Annotated in this window: 24 protein-coding genes and 1 pseudogene; 12 read left to right on the forward strand and 13 right to left on the reverse strand. The window is 63.3% G+C overall.

The genetic code is table 11. The annotated features are described in order from the left end of the window. Nucleotides 1-20: 20 nt before the first annotated feature. The 5 genes from APH33_RS15355 to hisC all read left to right on the forward strand — a co-directional run bounded on the left by APH33_RS15355 (nt 21) and on the right by hisC (nt 4,858). Nucleotides 21-260, forward strand: a complete 240-nt coding sequence (locus APH33_RS15355; RefSeq protein WP_003255121.1) for a BolA family protein — start codon at nt 21-23, stop codon at nt 258-260. 23 nt (nt 261-283) lie between these two features. After that, the gene (gene murA, locus APH33_RS15360) at nt 284-1,549 is read left to right on the forward strand and encodes a UDP-N-acetylglucosamine 1-carboxyvinyltransferase (protein WP_054885959.1); all 1,266 of its coding nucleotides are present in this window, start codon (nt 284-286) and stop codon (nt 1,547-1,549) included. A 161-nt stretch (nt 1,550-1,710) separates the two neighbouring features. Continuing rightward, complete coding sequence (gene hisG, locus APH33_RS15365; protein ID WP_054885960.1) at nt 1,711-2,346, forward strand: ATP phosphoribosyltransferase; 636 nt, start codon at nt 1,711-1,713, stop codon at nt 2,344-2,346. A gap of 134 nt (nt 2,347-2,480) precedes the next feature. Then, nucleotides 2,481-3,806 (forward strand): histidinol dehydrogenase, encoded by a 1,326-nt coding sequence (gene hisD, locus APH33_RS15370; protein WP_054885961.1) that lies wholly within the window; start codon nt 2,481-2,483, stop codon nt 3,804-3,806. Nucleotides 3,807-3,808: 2 nt separating this feature from the next. Continuing rightward, nucleotides 3,809-4,858: a histidinol-phosphate transaminase gene (gene hisC, locus APH33_RS15375; protein WP_054885962.1), complete on the forward strand. Its 1,050-nt coding sequence runs from the start codon at nt 3,809-3,811 to the stop codon at nt 4,856-4,858. Between the two features lie 85 nt (nt 4,859-4,943). Here the strand turns inward: hisC and APH33_RS15380 are convergent. Beyond that, nucleotides 4,944-5,915 (reverse strand): annotated as a pseudogene (locus APH33_RS15380) (alkaline phosphatase family protein); the annotation flags it as partial. A 157-nt stretch (nt 5,916-6,072) separates the two neighbouring features. Between APH33_RS15380 and APH33_RS15385 the strand changes: the two are divergent. From APH33_RS15385 to APH33_RS15400, 4 genes are all read left to right on the forward strand, one after another. Then, nucleotides 6,073-6,723 (forward strand): FadR/GntR family transcriptional regulator, encoded by a 651-nt coding sequence (locus APH33_RS15385; protein ID WP_054885963.1) that lies wholly within the window; start codon nt 6,073-6,075, stop codon nt 6,721-6,723. A gap of 13 nt (nt 6,724-6,736) precedes the next feature. Beyond that, on the forward strand, nt 6,737-8,017 hold the full coding sequence (locus tag APH33_RS15390) for an MFS transporter (protein WP_054885964.1): 1,281 nt from the start codon (nt 6,737-6,739) through the stop codon (nt 8,015-8,017). Between the two features lie 171 nt (nt 8,018-8,188). Then, complete coding sequence (locus APH33_RS15395; protein WP_054885965.1) at nt 8,189-8,659, forward strand: nuclear transport factor 2 family protein; 471 nt, start codon at nt 8,189-8,191, stop codon at nt 8,657-8,659. 18 nt (nt 8,660-8,677) lie between these two features. Continuing rightward, nucleotides 8,678-8,971: a GIY-YIG nuclease family protein gene (locus APH33_RS15400; protein WP_054885966.1), complete on the forward strand. Its 294-nt coding sequence runs from the start codon at nt 8,678-8,680 to the stop codon at nt 8,969-8,971. On the opposite strand, the gene yejK is transcribed toward APH33_RS15400, so the two are convergent. After that, a complete protein-coding gene (yejK, locus tag APH33_RS15405) occupies nt 8,972-9,979 on the reverse strand; it encodes a nucleoid-associated protein YejK (RefSeq protein WP_054885967.1) in 1,008 nt (335 codons plus the stop codon). A gap of 391 nt (nt 9,980-10,370) precedes the next feature. On the opposite strand from yejK, the gene APH33_RS15410 reads away from it, so the two are divergent. Continuing rightward, complete coding sequence (locus tag APH33_RS15410) at nt 10,371-10,652, forward strand: HU family DNA-binding protein (protein ID WP_027920195.1); 282 nt, start codon at nt 10,371-10,373, stop codon at nt 10,650-10,652. A gap of 51 nt (nt 10,653-10,703) precedes the next feature. Here APH33_RS15410 and rlmF read toward each other — a convergent pair whose 3' ends face one another. The 5 genes from rlmF to APH33_RS15435 all read right to left on the reverse strand — a co-directional run bounded on the left by rlmF (nt 10,704) and on the right by APH33_RS15435 (nt 17,241). After that, nucleotides 10,704-11,657 carry a 23S rRNA (adenine(1618)-N(6))-methyltransferase RlmF gene (rlmF, locus tag APH33_RS15415; RefSeq protein ID WP_054885968.1) on the reverse strand — a complete coding sequence of 318 codons (954 nt, stop codon included), beginning with the start codon at nt 11,655-11,657 and terminating at the stop codon, nt 10,704-10,706. 178 nt (nt 11,658-11,835) lie between these two features. Further along, the gene (locus tag APH33_RS15420; RefSeq protein WP_054885969.1) at nt 11,836-14,682 is read right to left on the reverse strand and encodes a valine--tRNA ligase; all 2,847 of its coding nucleotides are present in this window, start codon (nt 14,680-14,682) and stop codon (nt 11,836-11,838) included. A 209-nt stretch (nt 14,683-14,891) separates the two neighbouring features. Further along, nucleotides 14,892-15,263: a hypothetical protein gene (locus APH33_RS15425; protein ID WP_054885970.1), complete on the reverse strand. Its 372-nt coding sequence runs from the start codon at nt 15,261-15,263 to the stop codon at nt 14,892-14,894. Between the two features lie 5 nt (nt 15,264-15,268). Continuing rightward, nucleotides 15,269-15,697 carry a DNA polymerase III subunit chi gene (locus APH33_RS15430; RefSeq protein ID WP_054885971.1) on the reverse strand — a complete coding sequence of 143 codons (429 nt, stop codon included), beginning with the start codon at nt 15,695-15,697 and terminating at the stop codon, nt 15,269-15,271. Nucleotides 15,698-15,747: 50 nt separating this feature from the next. Continuing rightward, a complete protein-coding gene (locus APH33_RS15435; RefSeq protein WP_054885972.1) occupies nt 15,748-17,241 on the reverse strand; it encodes a leucyl aminopeptidase in 1,494 nt (497 codons plus the stop codon). Nucleotides 17,242-17,530: 289 nt separating this feature from the next. On the opposite strand from APH33_RS15435, the gene lptF reads away from it, so the two are divergent. Beyond that, nucleotides 17,531-18,646 carry an LPS export ABC transporter permease LptF gene (gene lptF, locus APH33_RS15440; RefSeq protein WP_054885973.1) on the forward strand — a complete coding sequence of 372 codons (1,116 nt, stop codon included), beginning with the start codon at nt 17,531-17,533 and terminating at the stop codon, nt 18,644-18,646. Beyond that, nucleotides 18,639-19,700: an LPS export ABC transporter permease LptG gene (gene lptG, locus APH33_RS15445; RefSeq protein WP_054885974.1), complete on the forward strand. Its 1,062-nt coding sequence runs from the start codon at nt 18,639-18,641 to the stop codon at nt 19,698-19,700. Before lptF ends, lptG begins: the two co-directional genes overlap by 8 nt. A gap of 48 nt (nt 19,701-19,748) precedes the next feature. Here lptG and APH33_RS15450 read toward each other — a convergent pair whose 3' ends face one another. The 6 genes from APH33_RS15450 to gcvH all read right to left on the reverse strand — a co-directional run bounded on the left by APH33_RS15450 (nt 19,749) and on the right by gcvH (nt 26,817). After that, nucleotides 19,749-20,237: an RDD family protein gene (locus tag APH33_RS15450; protein WP_054885975.1), complete on the reverse strand. Its 489-nt coding sequence runs from the start codon at nt 20,235-20,237 to the stop codon at nt 19,749-19,751. Nucleotides 20,238-20,328: 91 nt separating this feature from the next. Beyond that, entirely contained in the window at nt 20,329-20,538 is a 210-nt protein-coding gene (locus tag APH33_RS15455; protein WP_054885976.1) for a cold-shock protein, read from the reverse strand. Nucleotides 20,539-20,895: 357 nt separating this feature from the next. Beyond that, on the reverse strand, nt 20,896-22,017 hold the full coding sequence (gene gcvT / locus APH33_RS15460) for a glycine cleavage system aminomethyltransferase GcvT (protein WP_054885977.1): 1,122 nt from the start codon (nt 22,015-22,017) through the stop codon (nt 20,896-20,898). A 26-nt stretch (nt 22,018-22,043) separates the two neighbouring features. Then, the gene (locus APH33_RS15465; protein WP_054885978.1) at nt 22,044-23,420 is read right to left on the reverse strand and encodes an L-serine ammonia-lyase; all 1,377 of its coding nucleotides are present in this window, start codon (nt 23,418-23,420) and stop codon (nt 22,044-22,046) included. Between the two features lie 146 nt (nt 23,421-23,566). Further along, a complete protein-coding gene (gcvP, locus tag APH33_RS15470) occupies nt 23,567-26,422 on the reverse strand; it encodes an aminomethyl-transferring glycine dehydrogenase (protein ID WP_054885979.1) in 2,856 nt (951 codons plus the stop codon). A gap of 11 nt (nt 26,423-26,433) precedes the next feature. Next, nucleotides 26,434-26,817 (reverse strand): glycine cleavage system protein GcvH, encoded by a 384-nt coding sequence (gene gcvH / locus APH33_RS15475; RefSeq protein WP_054885980.1) that lies wholly within the window; start codon nt 26,815-26,817, stop codon nt 26,434-26,436. Nucleotides 26,818-26,915: the final 98 nt, after the last annotated feature.

Consider the following 26,915-nt stretch of genomic DNA (forward strand, 5'->3'; position numbering starts at 1 on the left):
GGCGCCGATTGAGGTTGAGCATGCAGGCCGTAGAAGTTAAGAGCTTCCTTGAAGAGAAATTGCCGGGATCCCGGGTCGAAGTTGAAGGCGAAGGCTGCAACTTCCAGTTGAACGTGATCAGCGACGAGTTGGCTGGCCTGAGCCCGGTCAAACGTCAGCAGGCGATCTATGCTCACCTGAATCCGTGGATCGCCAATGGCAGCATCCATGCGGTAACCATGAAATTTTTCAGCAGCGCAGCCTGGGCTGAGCGCACCTGAGCCAACGTGGCGGCGAGACACCAATGGACAAACTGATTATTACTGGCGGCGCTCGTCTCGACGGCGAGATCCGCATTTCCGGCGCGAAGAACGCGGCCCTGCCGATCCTGGCAGCGACCCTGCTTGCCGATGGCCCGGTCACCGTGGGCAACCTGCCTCACCTGCACGACATCACCACCATGATCGAGCTGTTCGGGCGCATGGGCATCGAGCCTGTGATCGACGAAAAGCTGGCGGTGGAAATCGACCCGCGTACCATCAAGACCCTGGTAGCCCCTTACGAGCTGGTCAAGACCATGCGCGCCTCGATCCTGGTGCTCGGCCCCATGGTGGCGCGTTTCGGTGAAGCCGAAGTGGCCCTGCCAGGTGGCTGTGCCATCGGTTCGCGCCCGGTCGACCTGCACATCCGCGGGCTCGAGGCCATGGGCGCGAAGATCGAAGTCGAAGGCGGCTACATCAAGGCCAAGGCGCCTGAAGGCGGCCTGCGCGGCGCGCACTTCTTCTTCGACACCGTCAGCGTGACCGGTACCGAGAACATCATGATGGCTGCTGCCCTGGCCAAAGGCCGCAGCGTGCTGCAAAACGCCGCGCGTGAGCCTGAAGTGGTCGACCTGGCCAACTTCATCAACGCCATGGGCGGCAAGGTCCAGGGCGCCGGTACCGACACCATCACCATCGATGGCGTCGAGCGCCTGGCGTCGGCACATTACCGCGTCATGCCTGACCGTATCGAGACTGGCACCTACCTGGTCGCCGCTGCCGTGACCGGCGGTCGCGTCAAGGTCAAGGACACCGACCCGACCATCCTCGAAGCCGTGCTGGAGAAGCTGAAGGAAGCGGGCGCCGACCTCACCACCGGTGAAGACTGGATCGAGCTGGACATGCACGGCAAGCGGCCGAAGGCCGTCAACCTGCGTACCGCGCCGTACCCGGCTTTCCCGACCGACATGCAGGCGCAGTTCATCTCGCTGAACGCCATCGCCGAAGGCACCGGCGCGGTCATCGAGACGATCTTCGAAAACCGCTTCATGCACGTGTACGAAATGCACCGCATGGGCGCGCAGATCCAGGTTGAAGGCAATACCGCGATCGTCACCGGCGTGCCGGCACTCAAGGGTGCTCCGGTCATGGCCACCGACCTGCGGGCATCCGCCAGCCTGGTACTGTCGGCGCTGGTCGCCGAAGGCGATACCCTGATCGACCGCATCTACCACATCGACCGTGGTTACGAGTGCATCGAAGAAAAACTGCAGATGCTCGGCGCTAAGATCCGCCGCGTACCGGGCTGATAGTCTGCATGTGGGAGCGGGCTTGTCCCGCGAAGAAGCCGCCGCGTTGCATGGCAACGGCTTTACCGGTGTTCGCGGGCAAGCCCGCTCCCACAACGAATTGAATGCGGTCGGGCTGTCGCAGCCCGGCCGGCAGTAGCCGCTTAAGGACCGACGTTCCAATGTTGACCATCGCGCTTTCCAAAGGCCGTATTCTCGACGATACCCTGCCGTTGCTGGCCGAGGCCGGTATCGTGCCGACCGAGAATCCGGACAAGAGCCGCAAGCTGATCATCCCCACCACGCAGGACGACGTGCGCCTGCTGATCGTGCGTGCCACCGACGTGCCGACCTATGTCGAGCACGGTGCCGCCGACCTCGGTGTGGCTGGCAAGGACGTGCTGATGGAGTACGGCGGCCAGGGCCTGTATGAGCCGCTGGACCTGCAGATCGCCAAGTGCAAGCTGATGACCGCCGGTGCGGTCGGTGCGCCCGAGCCGAAGGGCCGCCTGCGCGTCGCCACCAAGTTCGTCAATGTCGCCAAGCGTTATTACGCCGAGCAGGGCCGCCAGGTCGACATCATCAAGCTGTATGGTTCGATGGAGCTGGCACCGCTGATCAATCTTGCCGACAAGATCATCGACGTGGTCGACACTGGCAACACCTTGCGCGCCAACGGCCTGGAGCCTCAGGAACTGATCGCCACGATCAGCTCGCGCCTGGTGGTCAACAAAGCTTCCATGAAGATGCAGCACGCCCGCATCCAGAGCCTGATCGACACGCTGCGCGGAGCGGTCGAATCGCGACACCGCGGCTAATTCTCTACCTACTGCGCGCGGCTTCGGCTGTCGCGCCCGTCTATCCGCGTCATAGCCATTTTTCTCGGGTGCCCGCGCGGATGGACTGGTAGCCTAGGGCGCCTGAGCATTCGCTAATAATCGAGGCCCTCGCCATGACCGTGTCCACTGCAATTGCCCGTCTCAACGCCGCTGATCCGGATTTCGCCCGACATCTGGATCATCTGCTGAGCTGGGAAAGTGTGTCCGATGACGCGGTCAACCAGCGCGTGCTCGACATCATCAAGGCGGTGCGTGAGCGCGGTGACGCCGCGCTGGTGGAATTCACCCAGCGCTTCGACGGTGTTGACGCCAAAAGCATCGATGACCTGATCCTTGGCCGCGAGCGCCTGGAACTGGCCCTGACCCGCATCACCGACAGCCAGCGTGAAGCCCTGGAGAAGGCCGCCAATCGCGTACGCATGTACCACGAACGGCAGAAGCAGGACTCCTGGCAGTACACCGAAGCCGACGGCACCGTGCTCGGCCAGAAGGTCACCCCGCTGGACCGTGCCGGCCTGTACGTGCCCGGCGGCAAGGCGTCGTACCCCTCGTCGGTGCTGATGAACGCGATTCCGGCCAAGGTCGCTGGCGTCACCGAAGTGGTGATGGTGGTGCCGACCCCGCGTGGCGAGGTCAATGAACTGGTGCTGGCCGCTGCCTGCATCGCCGGCGTCGACCGCGTGTTCACCGTCGGTGGAGCGCAGGCCGTTGCCGCACTGGCCTATGGCACCGAAAGCGTGCCGCAGGTAGACAAGATCGTCGGCCCTGGCAACATCTATGTGGCTACCGCCAAGCGCCACGTGTTCGGCCAGGTCGGTATCGACATGATCGCCGGCCCGTCGGAAATCCTCGTGGTGTGCGACGGCCAGACCGACCCGGACTGGATCGCCATGGACCTGTTCTCTCAGGCCGAGCACGACGAAGACGCCCAGGCCATCCTGGTCAGCCCGGATGCCGCTTTCCTCGACCGCGTGGCCGCCAGCATCGACAAGCTGCTGCCGACCATGGAACGGGCCGAGATCATCGAAAAGTCGGTCAACGGCCGTGGGGCGCTGATCCAGGTGCGCGACATGCAGCAGGCCATCGAAGTGGCCAACCGCATCGCTCCCGAGCATCTGGAGCTGTCGGTTGCCGACCCGCAGGCCTGGCTGCCTCAGATTCGCCACGCGGGCGCGATCTTCATGGGTCGCCACACCAGCGAAGCACTGGGCGATTACTGCGCCGGCCCCAACCACGTGTTGCCGACTTCCGGCACCGCACGCTTCTCGTCGCCGCTCGGGGTGTATGACTTCCAGAAGCGTTCGTCGATCATCTTCTGTTCCGAACAGGGCGCATCCGAGCTTGGCCACACCGCCTCGGTGCTGGCCCGTGGCGAGTCGCTGACCGCCCACGCCCGCAGCGCTGAATACCGTATCCTGACCCAAGACAAGGGGAACTGAACATGAGTCGATTCTGGAGTCCCTTCGTCAAGGCGCTGGTGCCTTACGTGCCGGGCGAACAGCCAAAGCTGGCCCGCCTGGTCAAGCTGAACACCAACGAGAACCCTTATGGCCCCTCGCCCAGGGCGCTAGAGGCCATGCGCGGCGAGCTGAACGATAACCTGCGTCTGTATCCGGACCCGAACAGCGACCGGCTCAAGCAGGCCGTGGCCGAGTACTACGGCGTCACCCCGGCCCAGGTTTTCGTCGGCAACGGCTCGGACGAGGTGCTGGCCCACATCTTCCACGGTCTGTTCCAGCACGATCGCGGTCCACTGCTGTTCCCGGATGTCAGCTACAGCTTCTATCCGGTCTATTGCGGCCTTTACGGCATTGCCTTCGAGCAGGTGGCGCTGGATGAGCAGTTCCAGATCCGCGTCGCCGATTACGCCAAGCCCAATGCCGGGATCATCTTCCCCAACCCTAACGCACCCACCGGTTGCCTGCTGCCGCTGCAAGCGATCGAACAGCTGCTGCAAGCCAACCGTGATTCGGTGGTGGTGGTGGATGAGGCTTACATTGACTTTGGCGGCGAGACTGCCATCAGCCTGGTCGATCGCTACGACAACCTGCTGGTCACCCAGACCTTGTCCAAGTCGCGTTCGCTGGCTGGACTCCGAGTGGGCCTGGCCGTCGGCCATCCGGACCTGATCGAGGCGCTGGAGCGGATCAAGAACAGCTTCAACTCCTATCCGCTCGACCGCATGGCCATCGTCGGGGCAGCGGCGGCGTTCGAAGATCAGGCCTACTTCGAGGAAACCCGCCGCAAGGTGATTGACAGCCGTGAGACATTGGTCGAGCAGCTGGTTGCAAAGGGCTTCGAGGTGCTGCCATCGGCGGCCAACTTCATCTTTGCCCGCCACCCGCAGCAGGATGCCGCGCAGTTGGCGGCGCGCCTGCGTGAACAAGGGGTGATCGTGCGTCACTTCAAGCAGGAGCGGATTGCCCAGTTCCTGCGTATCACCATCGGCACGCCAGAGATGAACCAGGCGTTGGTCGACGCGCTGGACTGATTGCGGTGAGCAGCAGGAGCGGGTGCGCCGCTCCTGCTGGTGGGGCAGCACTTTCTCGACACGCGGTGATTTTTCTCTGTGATCACCGTGCCTTGGCATCGCCTCCAGTAGCCCGTGCGTTGCGTGCACCGCTAACGACTGGGAGTGGCGTGCCATCGAGCTCCCATTGCGGCAGCAGGTCTAGCCCCATGTGCCTGAGCACAGTCGGGGCGACCGACGTCAGCGCGGCAGAGCCATGACGCGGGGTGTCATCTGCACTGCCGGGACGGATCCATTCCTCGTTCCAGGGCTTGTTGCTGGCAATGAGCGCCGTCTTCTCCTGTTCTGTCACTTCGCCGTGGCTTGAATCCTGATAATCACTGCCGTCGCTGCTGCAGACGATCACCAGCCAGTCCTCCTGCGGATTCTTGTACGCCCGCGCCTCGACCTTGTCCAAAAGCCGCCCCAGTCTGTCGTCGGCTTCACGCAGTGCGAACAGGTAGGCCGAGCCGAAACCACTGGTGTGGCCAGCTTCAACTGGCTCGTCGAGTTGAATGAAGGTGAAGTCGGCTGGTGTGTGTTCGAGGATGTCCAGGGTCCGGGCGGTGACTTGCTCATCGCTCAGGCCGCTTTCGCGTACATTGTTGCCTTGCGCGTCCTCCAGCAGGAAGGCCGTGTTGATCGGCGACCAGTTGACGACACTGGCGAGGTAGGCATTTGGCAGGGCATGACGCAGCCGTTTGAACAGGCTTGGGAACTGCGGGTTGACCCGCAAGGATTCGGCATTTGAGGTCACTCCATGCTTGTTGGCCCATACGCCGGTGAGCAGGGTTATCCAGCCGGGCCCACTGTCAGTCGCTTGTTCGCTGGCGCGGCCGGTGACACCTCCGGCATAGGCTTTGCCGTAGAACAGGCGCTGCAGGTTGGTTTCGTCGCCCAGTTCTTCGTAGCGCTGCAGCTGTACACCGTCCATCCCGATGATGAGCGTCTTGGGTTGCAATGGCGCTTGGCTGGCGTCGCAGCCTTTGAACAGCAGGCCGAGTAGCAGACCGGCGGTAATCAGCGCAGACAGGCGCAGTACTTTGACGATGGACATGAACAGTGCCTTGATGGAAGTCAGCCAAGCGTTGCAATCAGGCCCTCGGCTGGCAACTGGTAGAAATGCCAGTTGAATTGATGTCTGGAACGCGTTCCATTAAGCTCTGCGAATTCATCGGATGATTGGTTGAATTGAAATGAGCAGCGAATTGACCAAGCGCTCCTTGGTCGAACTGGCGGTAGAGCGCATGCGTGAGCGCATCCTGCAAGGCCACTGGCAAGTCGGCCAGCGTCTGCCGACCGAGCCGGAACTGGCACTGCAGCTGGGTATCAGCCGCAATACCGTGCGTGAAGCCATGCGCGTGCTGGCATTCAGCGGCCTGGTGGAAATCCGCCAAGGTGACGGCAGCTACCTGCGCACCTGCCAAGACCCGCTACAGGCCGTGCTGGCCATGTCGCGCTGCACGCTGGAGCAGGCCCGCGAAACCCGGCACATCCTCGAATCCGAGGCTATCGGCCTGGCGGCGTTGCGCCGTACCGACGAGGACCTGCAGGGCCTGCGCGCGGCACTGGCGGGCAGTGCCGGGCATTTTCACGGGGATGTCGATGCCTATGTCAGCTGCGACCTGGTGTTTCACCAACGCCTGATCGACGCCGCGCACAACCCGGCACTGAGCGAACTGTATCGCTACTTTTCCGGTGTGGTGGCCGCAGCGCTGCAACACAACATGGCGACCGTGCCACGCAGCCAGGCGACCTTCGACCTGCACGGGCAGATCCTCGACGCCATCGAACAACGCGACCCGGAGCGGGCCAAGGCCCTGAGCCGGACGCTTATTGAATCTTGAAGACGAGAAGGCCATGGCTGAACGATTGACCCGAGACGCGCCTGCCCGCGAGCGTGAACTGGAAGAACTACTGATCGACGCCGAGGCCGACGATGCCCTGGTGCAACAGCAACCGCCGAGGCTCAAGCGCCCGTGGCTGTTGCTGCTGGGCCTGGTGCTGGTGGCATTGAACCTGCGCCCGGCATTGTCGAGCATGGCGCCGGTGCTCGGGCAGGTCTCTGCAGGGCTGGGCCTGAATGCCTCCGAGGCCGGCCTGCTGACCACCTTGCCGGTGCTCTGCCTCGGGCTGTTTGCACCGCTGGCACCCGTCCTCGCGCGCCGCTTCGGCAGCGAGCGGGTGATCCTCGGCATCCTGTTGACCCTGGCGCTGGGGATCGTGGTGCGCAGTGCCCTGGGGGCGGTCGGCGTATTCGTCGGCAGCATTCTGGCCGGGGCCAGCATCGGTATCATCGGTGTGCTGTTGCCCGGTATCGTCAAGCGCGATTTCCCGCAGCACGCGGGCACCTTGACCGGGGTGTATACCATGGCCCTGTGCCTGGGCGCGGCTATGGCGGCAGGGGCTACCGTGCCGCTGACGCAACACTTCGGTGGCAGCTGGGCCCTTGGCCTGGGCTTCTGGATGCTACCGGCGCTGCTGGCCATGCTCGTCTGGTCACCGCAAGCCCGCCAGGGGCACGGCCTGCACAAGGTCGCCTACCGGGTAAGCGGGCTGTGGCGTGACCCGCTGGCGTGGCAGGTAACTCTGTACATGGGGCTGCAGTCGTCGCTGGCGTACATTGTATTTGGCTGGTTGCCGTCGATCCTCATTGGTCGTGGCCTGAGCCCGACCGAAGCGGGCCTGGTACTGTCCGGCTCGGTCATCGTGCAGCTGGTCAGCTCGCTGGGCGCCCCCTGGTTGGCGACCCGCGGCAAGGACCAGCGGCTGGCCATCGTGATGGTCATGCTGGTCACCTTGGCGGGGCTGTTCGGTTGCCTGTATGCCCCCATCGACGGGCTGTGGGGTTGGGCGGTGCTGCTGGGGCTGGGGCAGGGCGGTACTTTCGCCTTGGCCCTGACGTTGATCGTGCTGCGCTCGAAGGATGCCCATGTGGCGGCGAACCTGTCGAGCATGGCTCAGGGCGTGGGTTATACGCTGGCATCCATGGGCCCGTTTGCGGTCGGCCTGGTGCATGACCTGACCGGAGGATGGGCGGCGGTGGGCTGGATCTTTGCGGTGTTGGGTGTGGGGGCCATCGTGTTTGGCTTGGGGGCCGGGCGGGCCTTGCATGTGCGGGTGACCAGCGAAAAAGTTTGACATGAAGGGTGGCCTCGCAGGCCTCTTCGCGGGCACGCCCGCAGGGTCATCACAGGCTTCAAGACTTGCGCCTGGCCTGTGGGCGGGCGTGCCCGCGAAGAGGCCGGTACTGGCGAAAGAAAGCAGTGCAGATTATCGTGCAGCTTCCATTCCCAGGACGGACCTGCTTCCATGACTGACGCCAACCGCCACCTGATTACTCGTTTCTATCAGGCCTTCCAGCGCCTGGACGCCGAGGCGATGGTGGCCTGCTACAGCGACGACATCGTCTTCAGCGACCCGGTGTTCGGCACCCTGCGCGGCCGTGATGCGGGTGACATGTGGCGCATGCTGACCACCCGTGCCAAGGATTTCTCGCTGACCTTCGACCAAGTCCGTGCCGATGAGCGCAGCGGCTGTGCGCACTGGGTGGCCACTTACTTGTTCAGCCAGACTGGCCGTACCGTGGTCAATGATATCCAGGCGCGCTTCGTCATTCGCGATGGGCTGATCTGCCAGCACGACGACAGCTTCGACCTGTGGCGCTGGTCGCGTCAGGCGCTAGGAGCGCCAGGGGTGTTGCTGGGTTGGTCGCCGATGCTGCAGAACAAGGTGCGCCAGCAGGCTTTCAACGGCCTGCGAGCGTTCCAGCAAGCAAGATGAGCGGTTAAGCTGTCGGCCATGAGCATCGTCAACGAAGTCGCCGAAAACCCGCAGAGCAAACCGTGGTACGTGTACCTGGTGCGGGCGGCCAATGGCTCGCTGTACTGCGGTATCAGCGATAACCCGCAACGGCGTTTCGCTGCCCACCAGAAGGGCCAGGGTGCCCGCTATTTCAAGACCAGCCCGGCGCAGGCGCTGGTCTATGTCGAGCAGTGGCCGGACAAAGGCGAGGCGCTGCGCCAGGAACGTCTGGTGAAGAAGTTGCGCAAGTCGGCCAAGGAGGCGCTGGTGGCCTCCTATGTGGCCGGCTGATCAGTCCTTGCGGCGCTTGAGCTGGTCCACCAGCGTGGTCGGCAGGCCTTTGATGATCAGGGTGCCGGCGGCCTCGTCATACTCCACCTTGTCACCCAGCAGGTGCGCTTCGAAGCTGATCGACAGGCCTTCGGCACGCCCGGTGAAGCGGCGGAACTGGTTGAGGGTGCGCTTGTCAGCGGGGATTTCCGGCGACAGGCCGTAGTCCTTGTTGCGGATGTGGTCGTAGAACGCCTTCGGGCGGTCTTCATCGATAAGGCTCGACAGCTCTTCCAGAGTCACCGGTTCGCCCAGCTTGGTCTGGGTGGTGGCGTATTCGACCAGGGTCTGGGTCTTCTCGCGGGCGGCTTCTTCCGGCAGGTCCTCGCTTTCTACGAAGTCGCTGAAGGCCTTGAGCAGGGTGCGCGTTTCGCCCGGGCCGTCGACGCCTTCCTGGCAGCCGATGAAGTCGCGGAAGTAATCCGACACCTTCTTGCCGTTCTTGCCCTTGATGAACGAGATGTATTGCTTGGAGTTCTGGTTGTTCTTCCACTCGGACAGGTTGATGCGTGCTGCCAGGTGCAGCTGGCCGAGGTCGAGATGGCGCGACGGCGTCACGTCCAGCTCGGCGTTGACCGCCACGCCCTCGCTGTGGTGCAGCAGGGCGATGGCCAGGTAGTCGGTCATGCCTTGCTGGTAGTGGGCGAACAGGATGTGGCCGCCCGTGGAGAGGTTGGACTCTTCCATCAGTTTCTGCAGGTGCTCGACCGCCGTCCGGCTGAACGCGGTGAAGTCCTTTTCGTCTTCCAGGTACTGTTTCAACCAGCCGCTCAGTGGGTAGGCGCCGGACTCGCCGTGGAAGAAGCCCCAGGCCTTGCCTTGCTTGGCGTTGTAGCTTTCGTTGAGGTCGGCCAGGAGGTTTTCGATGGCGTCCGATGCGCCCAGCTCGGTATCCCGTGCATGGAGCACGGCGGGGCTGCCATCGGGCTTCTTGTCGATCAGGTGAACGATGCAATGACGGATTGGCATGGAATTCTCGGTGAGTCTGGGGCGGCCACAGGCCGCGCTGCAAAAGTTGTCCAGTTTACCCCAGAGAACAGGCGCTGCAGTGGCCGGATGTTGGCGGAAATGCCGGTTGTTCGTTTTTTGTCCAAATTCACGGGTTTTCGGCTTAAACCCCCGAAAAACCTGCACTAAATCGAAGCGGGTAGCGGATATTTATCCATTCCTGTGGTAGCTTTGCGCCGTCTTGCGCCCCTCATGTGGCGCATTGCTGGCAGCGTGCTCATGCCGTGTCGAACCAAACGCCGATTTACGTATCTACATTCGCGATTGGCGCGGCCCTCCAGAACACAGGGGCTGGCCCGATAACGTCGTAGCACGCCGCATAACTACTGAATGATAGGGAAGGAACACCACCATGGCATTGACCAAAGACCAACTGATTGCCGATATCGCTGAAGCCATCGACGCGCCAAAAACCACCGCTCGTAACGCGCTGGAGCAGCTGGGCCAGATCGTTGCCGACCAACTGGAAAACGGCGCCGAAATCACCCTGCCAGGCATCGGCAAGCTGAAAGTCTCCGAGCGTCCTGCCCGTACCGGTCGCAACCCTTCGACTGGCGCTGCCATCGAAATCGCTGCCAAGAAAGTCGTCAAGTTCGTTCCGGCCAAAGGCCTGACCGACGCCGTCAACAAGTGATCTTTTGACGCATTGACGAAACCGCGCCCGGCTTGCCCGGGCGCGGTTTTTTCATGCCTGCGATTTGCGCCTGGCGTGCCAGGCGTGGCGTGCGCTGTCGTCGTGGAAGCTCCAGGCGACCATGCGGCTTTGCTTCTGGCCCTGGCCCATCTCGGCGATGCGCACGACCTTGGCGCCGACCTTCTTCAGCGCTGCCTCGATGCCAGGCAGGTTACTGGCTTTGGACACCAGGCTGGTGAACCACAGTACCTGTCGTGCGTACTGCGCGCTTTCGTCGACCAGCTGGGTGACGAAGCGAATCTCGCCGCCCTCACACCACAGTTCGTTGTTCTGCCCGCCGAAGTTGAGCACCGGTAACTTGCGCTTGGGGTCCTGCTTGCCAAGGTTCCTCCACTTGCGCTGGCTACCACGGGTGGCTTCTTCACGCGAGGCGTGGAAGGGCGGGTTGCACAGGGTCAGGTCGAAGCGTTCATCCGCTTGCAGCAGGCCGCTGAGGATGTGCTTGCGGTTGGCTTGCTGGCGCAGGCTGATACCTTTGCTCAAGCCGTTGGCCTGGACGATGGCCTTGGCCGAGGCCAGCGCTACCGGGTCGATGTCCGAGCCAATGAAGCGCCAACGGTAATCGCTATGGCCGAGCAGCGGGTAGATGCAATTGGCGCCCACGCCGATATCCAGCACGCGAACCTGGGCGCCTCCGGGGACCTCGCCGGCATTGTCCTCGGCCAGCAGGTCGGCGGCCACATGGATGTAGTCGGCGCGGCCGGGGATTGGCGGGCACAGGTAGTCGGCCGGGATGTCCCAGTGCTGGATGCCGTATTGCGCCTTGAGCAGGGCACGGTTGAACACGCGCACGGCTTCCGGGTTGGCGAAGTCGATGCTGGGTTTGCCGTGGGGGTTGGTGATGGTGAAGCGGGCCAGGTCAGGGTGGGCCTTGATCAGGCTGGGGAAGTCGTAGCGGCCCTGGTGGCGGTTGCGCGGGTGCAGGGTGGGTTTGTTCGGAGTCATGTCAGTGTCCAGCCCTATACGAGCGGTGGCTTGAGGAGCCCGGGGCCGCTTCGCGCCCCTTTCGCGACACAAGGCCGCTCCCACAGGATAGCGGCGCCTTCAGGTTTGGCGCCGTCCTGTGGGAGCGGCCTTGTGTCGCGAAAGGGCCGCGCAGCGGCCCCAACGGTCTCTCTAGTGATTACAGCGCTGCAATCCGCGCATGCTGCTCGGTGAAGTTGGCCAGGGCCTGTTCGGACTCGGCCAGCTTGGCGCGTTCCTTCTCGATCACCGCAGGCGGTGCCTTGTCGACGAAGGCGGCGTTCGACAGCTTGCCACCCACGCGCTGGACTTCACCCTGCAGACGCTGGATTTCCTTGCTCAGGCGAGCAAGCTCGGCGTCCTTGTCGATCAGGCCGGCCATCGGCACCAGCACCTGCAAGTCACCAACCAGTGCGGTGGCCGACAGCGGTGCTTCGTCGGCATCGCCGAGCACGGTGAACGATTCGACCTTGGCCAGCTTCTTCAGCAGGGCTTCGTTTTCCTGCAGGCGACGCTGGTCATCGGCGTTGGCGTTCTTCAGGAACAGCGGCAGTGGCTTGCCCGGGCCAATGTTCATCTCCGCGCGGATGTTGCGCAGGCCGACCATCAGCTCCTTGAGCCATTCGATATCACCTTCGGCGGCAGCATCGATGCGGCTTTCATTGGCCACCGGCCATGGTTGCAGCATGATGGTCTTGCCTTCGATACCGGCCAGCGGCGCGATGCGCTGCCAGATTTCTTCGGTGATGAACGGCATGAACGGATGCGCCAGGCGCAGTGCCACTTCCAGCACGCGTACCAGGGTGCGACGGGTGCCACGGGCGCGTTCGACCGGAGCGTTTTCGTCCCACAGTACCGGCTTGGACAGCTCCAGGTACCAGTCGCAATACTGGTTCCAGATGAACTCGTATAGCGCCTGGCTGGCCAGGTCGAAGCGGAACTGCTCGAGCTGGCGGGTCACTTCGGCTTCGGTGCGCTGCAATTGCGAGATGATCCAGCGGTCAGCCAGCGACAGCTCGCAGGCTTCGCCGTTCTGGCCGCAGTCCTCGCCCTTGTCCAGCACGTAGCGGGCTGCGTTCCAGATCTTGTTGCAGAAGTTGCGGTAGCCTTCGACGCGGCCCATGTCGAACTTGATGTCGCGGCCAGTCGAGGCCAGCGAGCAGAAGGTGAAGCGCAGGGCGTCGGTGCCGTAGCTGGCGATGCCCTCCGGGAACTCGGCCTTGGTCTGCTTGGCGATCTTTTCGGCCAGCTTGGGCTGCATCATGCCGCTGGTGCGTTTCTCCAGCAGGGCATCGAGGGTGATACCGTCGACGATGTCCAGCGGGTCGAGCACGTTGCCCTTGGACTTGGACATCTTCTGGCCCTGGCCATCGCGCACCAGGCCGTGCACGTACACGGTCTTGAACGGAACCTGCGGGGTGCCGTCCTCGTTCTTGATCAGGTGCATGGTCAGCATGATCATGCGCGCAACCCAGAAGAAGATGATGTCGAAGCCGGTGACCAGCACGTCAGTGCTGTGGAACTTCCTCAGGAACTCGGTCTGCTCCGGCCAGCCCAGGGTCGAGAAGGTCCACAGGCCCGAGCTGAACCAGGTGTCGAGCACGTCGTCGTCCTGGCGCAGTTTCACTTCGCTGCCGAGGTTGTGCTTGGCGCGGACCTCTTCTTCATTGCGGCCGACATAGACCTGGCCGGCCTCGTCGTACCAGGCCGGAATGCGGTGGCCCCACCACAGCTGGCGGCTGATGCACCAGTCCTGGATGTCGCGCATCCAGGAGAAGTACATGTTCTCGTACTGCTTGGGCACGAACTGGATGCGGCCATCTTCCACGGCTTCGATGGCCGGCTCTGCCAGCGGCTTGGTGGAAACGTACCACTGGTCGGTCAGCCATGGCTCGATGACGGTACCCGAACGGTCGCCTTTCGGCACTTTTAGGGCGTGATCGTCGATGCTCACCAGCAGGCCCTGGGCATCCAGGTCGGCAACGATCTGCTTGCGTGCGACGAAGCGATCAAGGCCGGCGTACTGGGTCGGCAGGCTGGTATCGACCTGCTCGTTGACGCTGCCGTCGAGGTTGAAGGCCTGGGCGGCGGACAGCACCAGGGCGTTCTTGTCGAAAATGTTCAGCAGCGGCAGGTTGTGGCGCTTGCCGACTTCGTAGTCATTGAAGTCGTGGGCAGGGGTGATCTTCACGCAGCCGGTGCCGAACTCCGGGTCGCAATAGTCATCGGCGATAATCGGGATGCGGCGGCCAACCAGCGGCAGTTCGACGAACTTGCCGATCAGGGCCTGGTAGCGCTCGTCGTTCGGGTTGACGGCAACGGCGGCGTCACCCAGCAAAGTCTCCGGGCGGGTGGTGGCGACGACCAGGTAGTCCTTGCCTTCAGCGGTCTTGGCGCCATCGGCAAGCGGGTAGCGCAAGTTCCACAGGTGGCCCTTCTCGTCGTGGTTTTCCACCTCGAGGTCGGAGATGGCCGTGTGCAGCTTGGTGTCCCAGTTGACCAGGCGCTTGCCGCGGTAGATCAGGCCGTCCTCATGCAGGCGCACGAAGGCTTCCTTGACTGCTTCGGACAGGCCGTCGTCCATGGTGAAGCGCTCGCGGCTCCAGTCTACCGACGAACCCAGGCGACGGATCTGGCGGCTGATGTTGCCACCTGACTGATCCTTCCATTCCCAGACCTTCTCCAGGAACTTCTCGCGGCCAAGGTCGTGACGGTTCTGGCCCTTGGCTTCGAGCTGGCGTTCGACCAGCATCTGCGTGGCGATACCGGCGTGGTCGGTACCTGGCTGCCACAGGGTGTCGCGGCCTTGCATGCGGCGGAAACGGATCAGCGCGTCCATGATCGCGTTGTTGAAGCCGTGGCCCATGTGCAGGCTACCCGTCACGTTCGGTGGCGGGATCATGATGGTGTAGGACTCGCCTGCACCTTGTGGAGCGAAATAGTTTTCGGACTCCCAGGTGTTGTACCAGGAAGTTTCGATGGCGTGCGGCTGGTAGGTCTTATCCATGCGCGGCGGGACCCTGTGCATTTATTCGGGAAAGCCGGGAAGTATAACCAAGCTGGGGGCCGCAGGCGACAAGCTGCTGATAACTGTCGGAACAGTGGCGCCTGCTTCGCGGGCACGCCCGCTCCCACAGGTACCGCGCAGATATGACGGTTGCGCTTTACCTGGGGGAGCGGGCGTGCCCGCGAAGCAGGCGCCGCAAATTTTCAGGTTTACTCGGAACGCTTGATGAGACGTTCGATCCGCGCATCCAGCCGGCGCTTGATCTCGTTCTCGATATGCGGGGTGAAGTCGTTGATCACGTCCTGCATGATCATCTGCGCGGCGGCGCGCAACTCGCTCTCCAGGTGCAGCAGGGTGTCCTGGCGGCGGGTCTGCGGATCATCCTCGGGTTCGGCTGCTGCGGGCTCGGCTTCAGGCGCTGGCGCCGCGTTACCGGCAGGCACGTCGAGCAACAGGGGAATCTGCTCGACCGTTTCGGTCAGCAGCGGCGGCTGCAGGTCGGCATCGCCGAGCAGCTGGCGAATCGATTCCAGATCATCCAGCAGATGAGCGGAATCGGGTAGGGCGGAAGGCTTGTCCATCGTCGTTAAAGTCGCTGTAAGCGGTGGTCTTGCAGAGCATAGCCCTGTTCACGGTAGAAACGGAACCGCTCGCGGGCCGATTGGCGAATGCCGGGCTCCTCGACCACGATCTCGGCAACCCGCTCGAACTGGCCGACGAACCCCGGCACAGCGGCACCCAGGTTGATCAGCAGGTCACGGTGCTCGCCAGCATCGTCGGCAAGGCCCAAGGCTACCGTGGCATCCGTGTGTTCTTCGGCCAGGTCGTGGGGCACGAAGGCTTCGCCTTTGAAGCGCCACAGGCGTTGATCCAGTTCGGTACGTTGTTCGGCGTCCTGGCAGTGCAGGTAGACCCGGTGGCCAAGGCGCCAGGCCTTTTCGCACAGCTTGCAGGCGAAGTCCAGCCGTGCCGACAGCGAGTCGGTGGGCAGGATATAGAAATCGACTTTGCTCATGGTGTGCTCTGCCAGCCGGCGATGCCACGGGCATCGCCGGCTTCACGGTATCAGGCGCCAGCGCGGTCCAGCAGGTACTGGGTCAGCAGCGGGACCGGGCGACCGGTAGCGCCCTTGTCCTTGCCGCCACTGATCCAGGCCGTGCCGGCGATGTCCAGGTGCGCCCAGTTGTAGGCCTTGGCGAAGCGCGACAGGAAGCAGCCAGCGGTGATGGTGCCCGCCTTGGGCCCACCGATGTTGCCCATGTCAGCGAACGGGCTGTCCAGTTGCTCCTGGTACTCGTCGAACAGCGGCAGCTGCCAGGCACGGTCATCGGCACGCTTGCCGGCGTCGAGCAGCTGGCCGACCAGGTCGTCGTTGTTGCCCATGAGACCCGAAGTGTGGCTGCCCAGGGCGACAATGCAGGCGCCGGTCAGGGTGGCGATGTCGATCACGGCCTGTGGCTTGAAGCGCTCGGCGTAGGTGAGGGTGTCGCACAGCACCAGGCGGCCTTCGGCGTCGGTGTTGAGGATTTCGACGGTCTGGCCACTCATGGTGGTGACGATGTCGCCCGGACGGGTGGCACCGCCGCTCGGCATGTTCTCGGCGCAGGCCAGCAGGCACACCAGGTTGATCGGCAACTGCAGTTCGAGGACCGCGCGCAGGGTGCCGAACACGCTGGCGGCGCCGCACATGTCGAATTTCATCTCATCCATGCCAGCGCCTGGCTTGAGGCTGATGCCGCCGGTATCGAAGGTGATGCCCTTGCCGACCAGCACGAACGGCTTGTCGGCCTTCTTGCCGCCCTGGTAGTTGAGCACGATCAGGCGTGGTGGCTGGTCGCTGCCCTGGCCCACGGCATAGAACGCGCCCATGCCCAGGTCCTTGATCTTTTTCTCGTCCAGCACTTCGACCTTCAGGCCCTTGTGCGCCTTGCCCAGTTCCTTGGCCTGCTCGGCCAGGTAGCTGGGGTGGCACAGGTTAGGCGGCAGGTTGCCCAGGTCGCGGGTGAAGGCCATGCCGGTGGCAATGGCGCTGGCGTGCTTGACGGCGCGCTCGACCTCGGCCAGGCCGCCCTTGTCGGCCAGCAGGGTGACTTTCTTCAGGGCGCGCGGTTCGGCCTTCTGGCTCTTGAAACGATCGAACACGTATTCGCCGTCGAGCAGGGTCTCGGCCAGCAGGCGGTACTTGCCGTAGTAGGCGTCACGGTTGTTGACCGCGATGTCGTCCAGGGCCAGCACGGCATCGCCACCGTTGAGGCCCTTGAGCACGCCGGCCACACTTGCGACCAGCTTGCGCCATGCGCGGTCGCCGAGGGCATCGTCCTTGCCGCTGCCGACCAGCAGCACGCGCTCGGCCTTCAGGCCTGGCACGCTCTGCAGCAACAGGGTCTGGCCAGGCTTGCCGGCCAGGTCGCCACGCTTGAGTACTGCGCTGATGGCGCCTTCGCTGGCTTGGTCGACGGCCTTGGCAACGGCCCCGAGCTTGCGCCCTTCACCCACCGGTACGACCAGAGTGGCGGTTTTTACCGATGCAGCAGCTACGCTTTTTACAACCAGTTCCATGTCAGGGTCCCCGAATGATCTATGCAGTTGGCGCTATGCGTTTTCGCGCTCTGGACGGGCCTGGCCGCGTTGCCGCAGGCCAGTGGAAAAGCTGCCAGTTTGAGCCTCCCGCCAGCGTGCTGACAACCCCGATGTTGGCCTTCATGCGCAGCCAAGTGACAGGCGCGGCCAATCACAGGATAATGCGCGCACTTTACATGGAGGTTCGCCTTAGGCGAACCGGCTTTGGTCCTGGCTGTCACAGGCCAATGTTTGGCAGTCCGCCCCTGACAACCCAGGAGTGTCTGGTTTGATCGTCTTTCGTTATCTGTCCCGCGAGGTCCTGGTGACCTTGAGCGCCGTCAGCGCCGTGCTGCTGGTGATCATCATGAGCGGGCGCTTCATCAAGTACCTGGCCCAGGCGGCCCAGGGCATCCTCGACCCAAGCGTGCTGTTCCTGATCATGGGCTTCCGCATGCCAGGTTTCCTGCAGCTGATTTTGCCGTTGGGTTTGTTCCTCGGCATTCTCCTGGCCTACGGCCGGCTGTACCTGGAAAGCGAAATGACCGTGCTGTCGGCGACCGGCATGAGCCAGCAGCGTTTGCTGGCCCTGACCATGGCGCCGGCGGCACTGGTCGCCCTGCTGGTTGCCTGGCTGAGCCTGAGCCTGTCACCACTGGGCGTGGCCCAGGTGCAGAAGATCGTTGCCCAGCAAGATGCCATGACCGAGTTCGACACCTTGGTGCCGGGCCGCTTCCAGACCTTGCGCGACGGTTCGCGGGTTACCTACACCGAGCAGCTGTCGGACGACCGCGTCAAGCTGGGCGGGGTGTTCATTTCCGAGAAGCGCTTCAACCAGGACAAGACCAAGGACCGTGCGCCGTCGGTGCTGGTCGCCGAAAAAGGCCATCAGGAAATCCAGGCCGATGGCAATCGCTACCTGGTGCTGGAGAACGGCTACCGCTACGACGGTAACCCGGGCCAGGCCGATTACCGTGCCATCAAGTACGACACCTATGGTGTCTTGCTGCCAAAGCCGGAAGTTGCCGAAGACGTGACCGATCGCGAAGCGATCCCGACCCTTGAGCTGTTCGGCAAGAGCGACCTGCGTGAGCGTGCCGAGCTGCAATGGCGCCTTTCGCTGCCGATCCTGGTGTTCATCGTGGCCCTGATGGCGGTCCCGCTGGCCAAGGTCAACCCGCGCCAGGGCCGCTTCCTCAAGCTGCTGCCGGCGATTCTTCTGTACATGGCCTACCTGACAATGCTGATTTCCGTACGCGGCGCCCTGGAGAAGGGCAAACTGCCGATTGGCCTGGGTATCTGGTGGGTGCATGGCCTGTTCCTGATGATCGGCCTGTCCCTGATGTATTGGGAACCGCTGCGCCTGAAAATGGCTGCTCGTCGCGCGGAGGTGGCCCGTGGCTAAACTCGACCGCTACATCGGCACGAGCGTGCTGCTGGCCATTCTGGCCGTGCTGGGGATCATCCTCGGCCTGGCCTCGCTGTTCGCCTTCATCGACGAGATGGGTGAACTGAGCGATACCTACACCTTGCTCGACGCGGGCAATTTCGTCCTGCTTACGGCACCTCGTCGGCTGTACGAAATGCTGCCGATGGCGGCACTGATCGGCTGCCTGATCGGCCTCGGCAGCCTGGCCAGCAACAGCGAGCTGACCATCATGCGCGCTGCCGGTGTCTCCATCGGCCGCATCGTCTGGGCGGTGATGAAGCCCATGCTGGTGCTGATGCTGGTCGGCGTGCTGGTTGGTGAATACGTTGCCCCGGTCACCGAGAACAAGGCCCAGGCCGACCGCTCCCTGGCCCAGGGCGGTGGTGAAGCGCAAAGCTCCAGGCATGGCATGTGGCATCGCCAGGGCGAAGAGTTCGTGCACATCAACTCGGTGCAGCCCAATGGCCTGCTGCTGGGCGTGACCCGCTACACCTTCGACAACGAGCGCAAGATCCAGACGTCGAGTTTTGCCCGTCGCGCCCAGTACAACGATGATCACTGGACGCTCAGCGACATCAGCACCACGTTCTTCCGCGGTGACCACACCGAAGTGGTGAAGGCGCCGACCGAGCGCTGGGACGTTTCGCTGACGCCGCAACTGCTCAATACCGTGATCATGGCCCCCGAGTCGTTGTCGATTACCGGGTTGTGGGACTACATCCACTACCTGTCCGACCAGGGCCTGAACAACGCCCGTTACTGGCTGGCGTTCTGGACCAAGGTGATGCAGCCGCTGGTGACTGCAGCGCTGGTATTGATGGCAATTTCCTTCATCTTCGGCCCGCTGCGTTCGGTCACCCTCGGCCAACGCGTGTTCACCGGCGTGCTGGTGGGCTTCGCCTTCCGCATTGGCCAGGACCTGCTGGGCCCGTCGAGCCAGGTGTTCGGCTTCCCGCCGCTGCTGGCGGTAGTGATTCCGGCGGGCATCTGTGCCCTGGCTGGCGTGTGGTTGTTGCGTCGGGCCGGTTGACGGTCTGCAACAGCTGAAAAGCCGACCTCAGGGTCGGCTTTTTTGCGTCTACTTTTTCTGCTTCGGCACCCGCACCAGCTGGGTTTCAGAGTAGATGTCGTGCCAGCCGCGTTTGCGCTTGTCGATCAACGACCAGAAGAACCCAAGCCCCAGGCACAGCCAGGATGCAATCGACACCACGAAGCGCAGCAGTGCCTGCCACAGGCTGATCGCGCTGCCATCGGCATTCTGCACGCGCACGCCCCACACCTGCATGCCCAAGGTCTGGCCGCCATGGGTCCAGAACTTGGCAAAGAAGCCGAACAGGGCGAACAGCAGAACGGTCGAGAGCAGTGGGTCACCATCCAGTGCGCCGGCTTCGGTCAGTTCACGCATGCGGGCTTCGCCGATGATCGCCATCTGGATCAACTTGTAAGCCCCGGCGGTGACGATCAGCAGCGCCGTGCACAGCAGGAAGTCGTAGAACATCGCCGCCAGGCGTCGGCCCAGGCCGACCGGTGGGAAATCACCCTGGGGGGAGAGCAGAGGCTTGGGCATGCAGGACAGCTCCGAATGGCGAAGCCGCTATTCTACGGGCAAAAAAAAGCCCCTGCACATGGCAGGGGCTTTTTAGGAGTCGGGCTTGTGCTTACAGAGGCTGAACCTTGTCAGCTTGCATGCCTTTCTGGCCTTGGACTGCTTCGAAGGTGACCTTCTGGCCTTCTTTCAGGCTCTTGAAGCCGTTACCTTCGATGGCACGGAAGTGCACGAACAGATCCGGACCGCTTTCTGGGGTGATGAAACCGTAACCTTTCTCGTCATTGAACCACTTGACGGTACCGTTCTGACGCTCAGCCATTGTCTTATTTCCTATGAAGCTTGAATTTTGATGACAGTTTCTTTCACGTTATATATGAGTGAAAGAGTACTGGGCTGGGTTGCAGGAAAGTAAGAGACGTCGAACGGGTTGTAGCAAATCTCGGCTACTGGCCCAGGTCACGAACTGTTGCGACCCATGCAAACACAGTGCACTGACTCTACGCCAACTCCCAAGAAAAAAACAAGCCCTTGGTCGTATAGAAAATTCGCCTTTTGCCGATAACCGACAAATTTGTCGGAAACGCCGTGGCGCCTGGCCTGGCGCCATGTTCAAAAGTTATTGGGCAGGTTCGAAATCGAATATGTAGCACCTGCCCGCACACCTCAGGCGCTACCTTCAACCACGGTAGTAACGCTGTGCAACGAAAGGCATTTTGCTGACTTTCAAGGCAACCTTCTTGCCGCGCACCACGGCAAAGAGTGGGGTGTCGATTACAGCCAGATCACTATCGATATAACCCATTGCTACAGGGGCGCCGAGTGTCGGCCCAAAGCCGCCGCTGCATACTTTGCCTACGGGCTTATCGTTTGCATCGACAATATCCGCGCCTTCACGTACTGGCGTACGTTCCTGCGGCAACAAGCCCGCACGTTTACGCGCCACGCCATCGCGCTGCTGGGCAAATATGGCCTCGGCACCCGGGAAGCCGGCGGCACGTGCGCCATCGGCACGGCGTACTTTGGAAATTGCCCACAGCAGGCTGGCTTCAACCGGGGTGGTCTCGGTGTTCATGTCGTGGCCATAAAGGCACAGGCCGGCTTCCAGGCGCAACGAGTCGCGGGCACCGAGGCCGATAGGCTGTACCTCGGGTTCGGCCAGCAGGCGACGCGCCAGGGCTTCGGCAGCGCCGACCGGCACCGAGATCTCGTAGCCGTCTTCGCCGGTATAACCCGAACGGCTGACGAAGCAGTCTTCGCCCAGCAGTTTCACCGGGCGGAACTGCATGAAGGTCATGCCCGCCACTTCCGGCGCCAGGCGTTCCAGCACCTTGACCGCAGCCGGGCCCTGCAGGGCAAGCAGAGCGCGATCCTCGAACAGCGGTTGCACGTCGCATCGTGCGCCGATGTGTTTCTGCAGGTGCGCCAGGTCCTGATCCTTGCAAGCGGCATTCACTACCAGGAACAGGGTGTCGTCACCGAGGTTGGCGACCATCAGATCGTCGAGGATGCCGCCTTGCTCGTTGGTGAACATGGCATAGCGCTGCATCCCTGCAGGCAGGTCGATGATGTCCACCGGTACCAGCGACTCCAGCGCCTTGGCCGCGTCGGCGCCACGCAGGATGATCTGGCCCATGTGCGAGACGTCGAACAGGCCGGCCTGTTCGCGGGTATGCAGGTGCTCCTTGAGCACGCCCAGTGGGTACTGCACCGGCATGTCGAAGCCGGCGAATGGCACCATGCGGGCACCCAGTTCCAGGTGCAGGGCGTGCAGCGGGGTCTTTTGCAGTGTTTCGGACATCGATGACTCCTTGGTTTATTGTCGGGTCAACATTCGATGATGTTGACGGCCAGACCGCCGCGGGCGGTCTCCTTGTATTTGCTTTTCATGTCGGCGCCGGTCTGGCGCATGGTGCGGATCACCTTGTCGAGCGACACGTAGTGCTGCCCGTCGCCGCGCAGGGCCATGCGCACGGCATTGATGGCTTTAACCGAGCCCATGGCATTGCGCTCGATGCAGGGCACCTGAACCAGGCCGCCGATCGGGTCGCAGGTCAGGCCCAGGTTGTGCTCCATGCCGATCTCAGCGGCGTTTTCCACTTGTTGCGGGGTACCGCCCATCACTTCGCACAGGGCGCCTGCGGCCATCGAACAGGCCACGCCGACCTCGCCCTGGCAGCCGACCTCGGCGCCGGAAATCGAGGCGTTTTCCTTGTAGAGGATGCCGATCGCGGCAGCGGTGAGTAGAAAACGCACCACGCCGTCCTCGCTGGCGCCAGGGACGAAGCGCATGTAGTAGTGCAGAACTGCAGGGACGATACCCGCTGCACCATTGGTCGGTGCGGTGACCACGCGCCCGCCGTAGGCGTTTTCCTCGTTGACGGCCAGCGCGTAGAGATTGACCCAGTCGAGTACCGACAGGGCATCGCGCAGGCTGGCCTCCGGGTGACGGCTGAGCTGGCGGTACAACGCCGGAGCGCGGCGCTTGACCTTGAGCCCGCCGGGCAAGATGCCCTCATGGCGGCAGCCGGCCTCGACGCAGTCCTGCATGACTTGCCAGATGCGCAGCAGCCCGGCGCGGGTCTCGGCTTCCGGGCGCCAGGCGGCCTCGTTGGCCAGCATCACCTGGCTGATCGACAGGTGCTGCGCGGTGCAGTGGCCGAGCAGCTCCTTGGCGGTTTTGAACGGCAAGGCCAGCACGGTGCTGTCTTCGACGATGCGGTCCTGGCCGGCGGCGTCTTCGTCAACCACGAAGCCGCCGCCCACCGAGTAGTATTCGCGGCTGCGGATTTGCAGGCCGGCGGCATCGAAAGCACGAAAGATCATGCCGTTAGGGTGATAGGCCAAGGGTTTGCGGATCATCGCCAGGTGCTGCTTCTCAACGAAGGCGATGGTCTGCTCACCCAGCAGGCTGAGCTGGCCGCTGGTGCGGATGGCCTGCAGGCGGGCGGGGATGGATTCAGTGTCGACGGTATCTGGGTGCTCGCCTTCCAGGCCGAGCAATACCGCCTTGTCGCTGCCGTGGCCTTTACCGGTGGCGCCGAGCGAGCCATACAGCTCGGCCTTGACGCAAACGGTGCTGGCCAGCAGGTCATCGCGGCGCAGCCCTTCGGCAAAGCGTGCAGCGGCGCGCATCGGGCCGACCGTGTGGGAGCTGGAGGGGCCGATGCCGATCTTGAACAGGTCGAAGACGCTCAGTGACATGGTGGTTCCTCCTGAAGATCTTTGGGGCTGCTACGCAGCCCTTTCGCGACACAAGGCCGCTCCCACAAAGAGCGGCGCGGTCCCTGTGGGAGCGGCCTTGCGTCGCGATTGGGCCGCAAAGCGGCCCCAGCTTCCTAAAGGCCGCCTCAGGCGTCCTGATAGCTCTCGATCGACGGGCAGGCGCAGACCAGGTTGCGGTCACCGAACACGTTGTCGACCCGGCCGACCGGCGGCCAGTACTTGCCTTCCACCAGGCTCGGCAGTGGGTACACCGCCTGCTCGCGGCTGTAGCCGTGGGCCCATTCGCCAACCAGCTCGGCCGCGGTGTGCGGGGCGTTCTTCAGCGGGTTGTCGTCCTTGTCCAGGCTGCCGTTTTCCACCGCACGAATCTCTTCGCGAATCTGGATCATCGCATCGCAGAAGCGATCCAGTTCTTGCTTGGACTCGCTTTCGGTCGGTTCGATCATCAGTGTGCCGGCCACCGGGAACGACATGGTCGGTGCATGGAAACCGAAGTCGATCAGGCGCTTGGCCACGTCATCGACGCTGATGCCGCTGGTGTCCTTGAGCGGGCGCAGGTCGAGGATGCATTCGTGGGCGACCAGGCCGTTGCCACCGGTGTACAGGACAGGATAGTGCTCTTCCAGGCGGCGGGCGATGTAGTTGGCGTTGAGGATCGCCATTTGCGAAGCACGCTTGAGGCCAGCACCGCCCATCATGCGAATGTACATCCAGGTGATTGGCAGGATGCTGGCGCTGCCGAACGGCGCTGCGCACACTGCGCCTTCGGTGTTTTCAAGCGCAGCGTGGCCTGGCAGGAATGGCGCCAGGTGCGACTTGACGCCGATCGGGCCGACGCCCGGACCGCCACCGCCGTGCGGGATGCAGAAGGTCTTGTGCAGGTTCAGGTGCGACACGTCGCCGCCGAACTTGCCTGGCGCGCAGAGGCCGACCATGGCATTCATGTTGGCGCCGTCGATGTAAACCTGGCCGCCGTTGTCGTGAATGATCGCGCAGATTTCGCCGATCGCTTCCTCGAACACGCCATGGGTCGAAGGGTAGGTGATCATGATCGCGGCCAGGCGCTCGCGGTGTTCGATGGCCTTGGCCCGCAGGTCCTCGACATCGACGTTGCCACGGGCATCACAGGCGGTGACCACCACGCGCATGCCGGCCATGTGCGCGGTTGCCGGGTTGGTGCCGTGGGCCGAAGACGGGATCAGGCAGATGTCGCGGTGGCCTTCGCCACGGCTGCGATGGTACGCACGGATGGCCAAGAGGCCTGCGTACTCACCCTGGGAGCCGGCGTTGGGCTGCAGCGACACGGCGTCGTAGCCGGTGGCGGCGCAGAGCATGGCTTCCAGCTCGTTGGTCATCTGCAGGTAGCCCTGGCTCTGCGCGGCCGGGGCGAACGGGTGCAGGTTGCCGAATTCGGCCCAGGTCACCGGGATCATTTCGCTGGCGGCGTTGAGCTTCATGGTGCACGAGCCCAGCGGGATCATGCTGCGGTCCAGCGCCAGGTCCTTGTCGGCCAGGCGGCGCAGGTAGCGCATCAGCTCGGTTTCGCTGTGGTAGCGGTTGAACACTGGGTGCTCGAGGATCGCCGACTGGCGCAGCAGGGCGACCGGCAGGCGCGAACCGGTGCTGGCGGCCAGGGCGGCGAAGTCAGGCTGGGCCTGGTCAGCGCCGAACAGTTGCCAGAGGGCCTCGACGTCGGCCTGGGTGCTGGTTTCGTCGAGTGACAGGCCAAGGTGAGCGGCGTCGATCTGGCGCAGGTTGATGCGCTGGGCGCGGGCCTTGTCGTGCAGGCTGGCAGTGGCGCTGCCGGTGGCCAGGGTCAGGGTATCGAAGGCGGTTTCGCCCACCACTTCCTGGCCCAGGGTTTTCAGGCCGGCAGCCAGAATCGAAGTCAGCGCGTGAGTGCGTTCGGCAATGCGCTTGAGGCCGGCCGGGCCGTGGTACACGGCGAACATGCTGGCGATGTTGGCCAGCAGCACCTGGGCGGTGCAGATGTTGCTGGTGGCCTTCTCGCGGCGGATGTGCTGTTCACGGGTTTGCATGGCCAGGCGCAGAGCGGTCTTGCCGAAGCGGTCGATCGACACACCGACCAGGCGGCCGGGCATGTCGCGCTTGAAGGCATCACGCGTGGCGAAGTAGGCCGCGTGCGGGCCACCGAAGCCCAGTGGCACGCCGAAGCGCTGGGCGCTGCCGATGGCCACGTCGGCGTCGAATTCGCCCGGCGGGGTCAGCAGGGTCAGGGCCAGCAGGTCGGCGGCAACCGCGACCAGGGCGTTGGCGGCGTGGAAACGCTCGACCACTGCGCGGTAGTCGAACACTTCGCCGTTGCTGGCCGGGTATTGCAGCAGGGCGCCGAAGAAGGCACTGACATCGCCCAGTTCACGCTCGTCGCCGACCACGATCTCGATGCCCAGTGGCTCGGCACGGGTGCGCAGCACGTCGAGGGTCTGCGGGTGGCAGTGCACGGAGGCGAAGAAGGCGTGGCTGGCCTTGTTTTTCGACAGGCGCTTGCAGAAGGTCATGGCTTCGGCAGCGGCGGTGGCTTCGTCGAGCAAGGATGCGTTGGCGATCGGCAGGCCGGTGAGGTCGCTGATCAGGGTCTGGAAGTTCAGCAGCGCTTCCAGGCGGCCTTGGGAAATTTCTGGTTGGTACGGGGTGTAGGCGGTGTACCAGGCTGGGTTTTCCAGCAGGTTGCGCAAGATCGGGGCCGGGGTGTGGGTGTTGTAGTAGCCCTGGCCGATGTAGCTCTTGAACAGTTCATTCTTGCCGGCGATGGCTTTCAGCGCTGCGAGGGCATCGGCCTCGCTCTGGCCGTCTTCCGAGCCAAGCACGCTGGTGCCCTTGATGCTGTCGGGGATGACTGCGGCGCTCATGGCGTCCAGCGAGTCGAAGCCCAGGGTGGCGAGCATGGCTTGCTCGTCAGCGGCGCGAGGGCCGATGTGACGGGCGATGAATTCGTTGGCGGTGCCGAGGTTGATAGTCATGATCGGATTCCTCAGGCGTCGTCGTTGGCTTTGATCAGGCGGTCGTAGGCGTCCTGGTCCAGCAGGGCTGTTACTTCGCTCATGTTTGCGGGGATGAAGCGGAAGAACCAGCCTTCGCCCAGCGGGTCTTCGTTGACCAGTTCGGGGCTGTCGTTGAGGTCTTCGTTGACGGCGACCACTTCACCAGCCAGGGGCATGTACACGCCGCTGGCGGCTTTAACCGACTCGACGGTGGAGGCTTCGGCACCTTTTTCGTACTGCTGCAGCTCGGGCAGTTGCACATAGACCACATCGCCAAGGGCGTTCTGGGCGTAGGCAGTGATGCCCACGGTGACGCTACCGTCGGCTTCGACACGCAGCCATTCGTGATCTTCGGTGAAACGCAACTCGCTCATGGGGAATCCTCGGGAAGCAGGGCGTTGGGCGCGGTGGGTCCGCGCTCTTGGTCAGGATTCCCATAGCAAAAATGTTGCCACTCAGCAAAAAACCTTAT

This window comes from Pseudomonas sp. NBRC 111130 (genome assembly GCF_001320485.1).
Taxonomy (GTDB): domain Bacteria; phylum Pseudomonadota; class Gammaproteobacteria; order Pseudomonadales; family Pseudomonadaceae; genus Aquipseudomonas; species Aquipseudomonas vlassakiae.

What these genes read in the sequence shown, in the direction of transcription:
- APH33_RS15390 (WP_054885964.1), top strand. Translation starts at nt 6,737, where the DNA reads ATGGCTGAACGATTGACCCGAGACGCGCCTGCCCGCGAGCGTGAACTG.
- yejK (WP_054885967.1), bottom strand. Translation starts at nt 9,979, where the DNA reads ATGCCAATCCGTCATTGCATCGTTCACCTGATCGACAAGAAGCCCGAT.
- APH33_RS15395 (WP_054885965.1), top strand. Translation starts at nt 8,189, where the DNA reads ATGACTGACGCCAACCGCCACCTGATTACTCGTTTCTATCAGGCCTTC.
- APH33_RS15410 (WP_027920195.1), top strand. Translation starts at nt 10,371, where the DNA reads ATGGCATTGACCAAAGACCAACTGATTGCCGATATCGCTGAAGCCATC.
- gcvP (WP_054885979.1), bottom strand. Translation starts at nt 26,422, where the DNA reads ATGACTATCAACCTCGGCACCGCCAACGAATTCATCGCCCGTCACATC.
- APH33_RS15400 (WP_054885966.1), top strand. Translation starts at nt 8,678, where the DNA reads ATGAGCATCGTCAACGAAGTCGCCGAAAACCCGCAGAGCAAACCGTGG.
- APH33_RS15355 (WP_003255121.1), top strand. Translation starts at nt 21, where the DNA reads ATGCAGGCCGTAGAAGTTAAGAGCTTCCTTGAAGAGAAATTGCCGGGA.
- APH33_RS15450 (WP_054885975.1), bottom strand. Translation starts at nt 20,237, where the DNA reads ATGCCCAAGCCTCTGCTCTCCCCCCAGGGTGATTTCCCACCGGTCGGC.
- hisC (WP_054885962.1), top strand. Translation starts at nt 3,809, where the DNA reads ATGAGTCGATTCTGGAGTCCCTTCGTCAAGGCGCTGGTGCCTTACGTG.
- gcvH (WP_054885980.1), bottom strand. Translation starts at nt 26,817, where the DNA reads ATGAGCGAGTTGCGTTTCACCGAAGATCACGAATGGCTGCGTGTCGAA.
- APH33_RS15465 (WP_054885978.1), bottom strand. Translation starts at nt 23,420, where the DNA reads ATGTCACTGAGCGTCTTCGACCTGTTCAAGATCGGCATCGGCCCCTCC.
- hisD (WP_054885961.1), top strand. Translation starts at nt 2,481, where the DNA reads ATGACCGTGTCCACTGCAATTGCCCGTCTCAACGCCGCTGATCCGGAT.
- hisG (WP_054885960.1), top strand. Translation starts at nt 1,711, where the DNA reads ATGTTGACCATCGCGCTTTCCAAAGGCCGTATTCTCGACGATACCCTG.
- gcvT (WP_054885977.1), bottom strand. Translation starts at nt 22,017, where the DNA reads ATGTCCGAAACACTGCAAAAGACCCCGCTGCACGCCCTGCACCTGGAA.
- murA (WP_054885959.1), top strand. Translation starts at nt 284, where the DNA reads ATGGACAAACTGATTATTACTGGCGGCGCTCGTCTCGACGGCGAGATC.
- APH33_RS15385 (WP_054885963.1), top strand. Translation starts at nt 6,073, where the DNA reads ATGAGCAGCGAATTGACCAAGCGCTCCTTGGTCGAACTGGCGGTAGAG.
- APH33_RS15455 (WP_054885976.1), bottom strand. Translation starts at nt 20,538, where the DNA reads ATGGCTGAGCGTCAGAACGGTACCGTCAAGTGGTTCAATGACGAGAAA.
- APH33_RS15420 (WP_054885969.1), bottom strand. Translation starts at nt 14,682, where the DNA reads ATGGATAAGACCTACCAGCCGCACGCCATCGAAACTTCCTGGTACAAC.
- rlmF (WP_054885968.1), bottom strand. Translation starts at nt 11,657, where the DNA reads ATGACTCCGAACAAACCCACCCTGCACCCGCGCAACCGCCACCAGGGC.
- APH33_RS15435 (WP_054885972.1), bottom strand. Translation starts at nt 17,241, where the DNA reads ATGGAACTGGTTGTAAAAAGCGTAGCTGCTGCATCGGTAAAAACCGCC.
- APH33_RS15430 (WP_054885971.1), bottom strand. Translation starts at nt 15,697, where the DNA reads ATGAGCAAAGTCGATTTCTATATCCTGCCCACCGACTCGCTGTCGGCA.
- APH33_RS15425 (WP_054885970.1), bottom strand. Translation starts at nt 15,263, where the DNA reads ATGGACAAGCCTTCCGCCCTACCCGATTCCGCTCATCTGCTGGATGAT.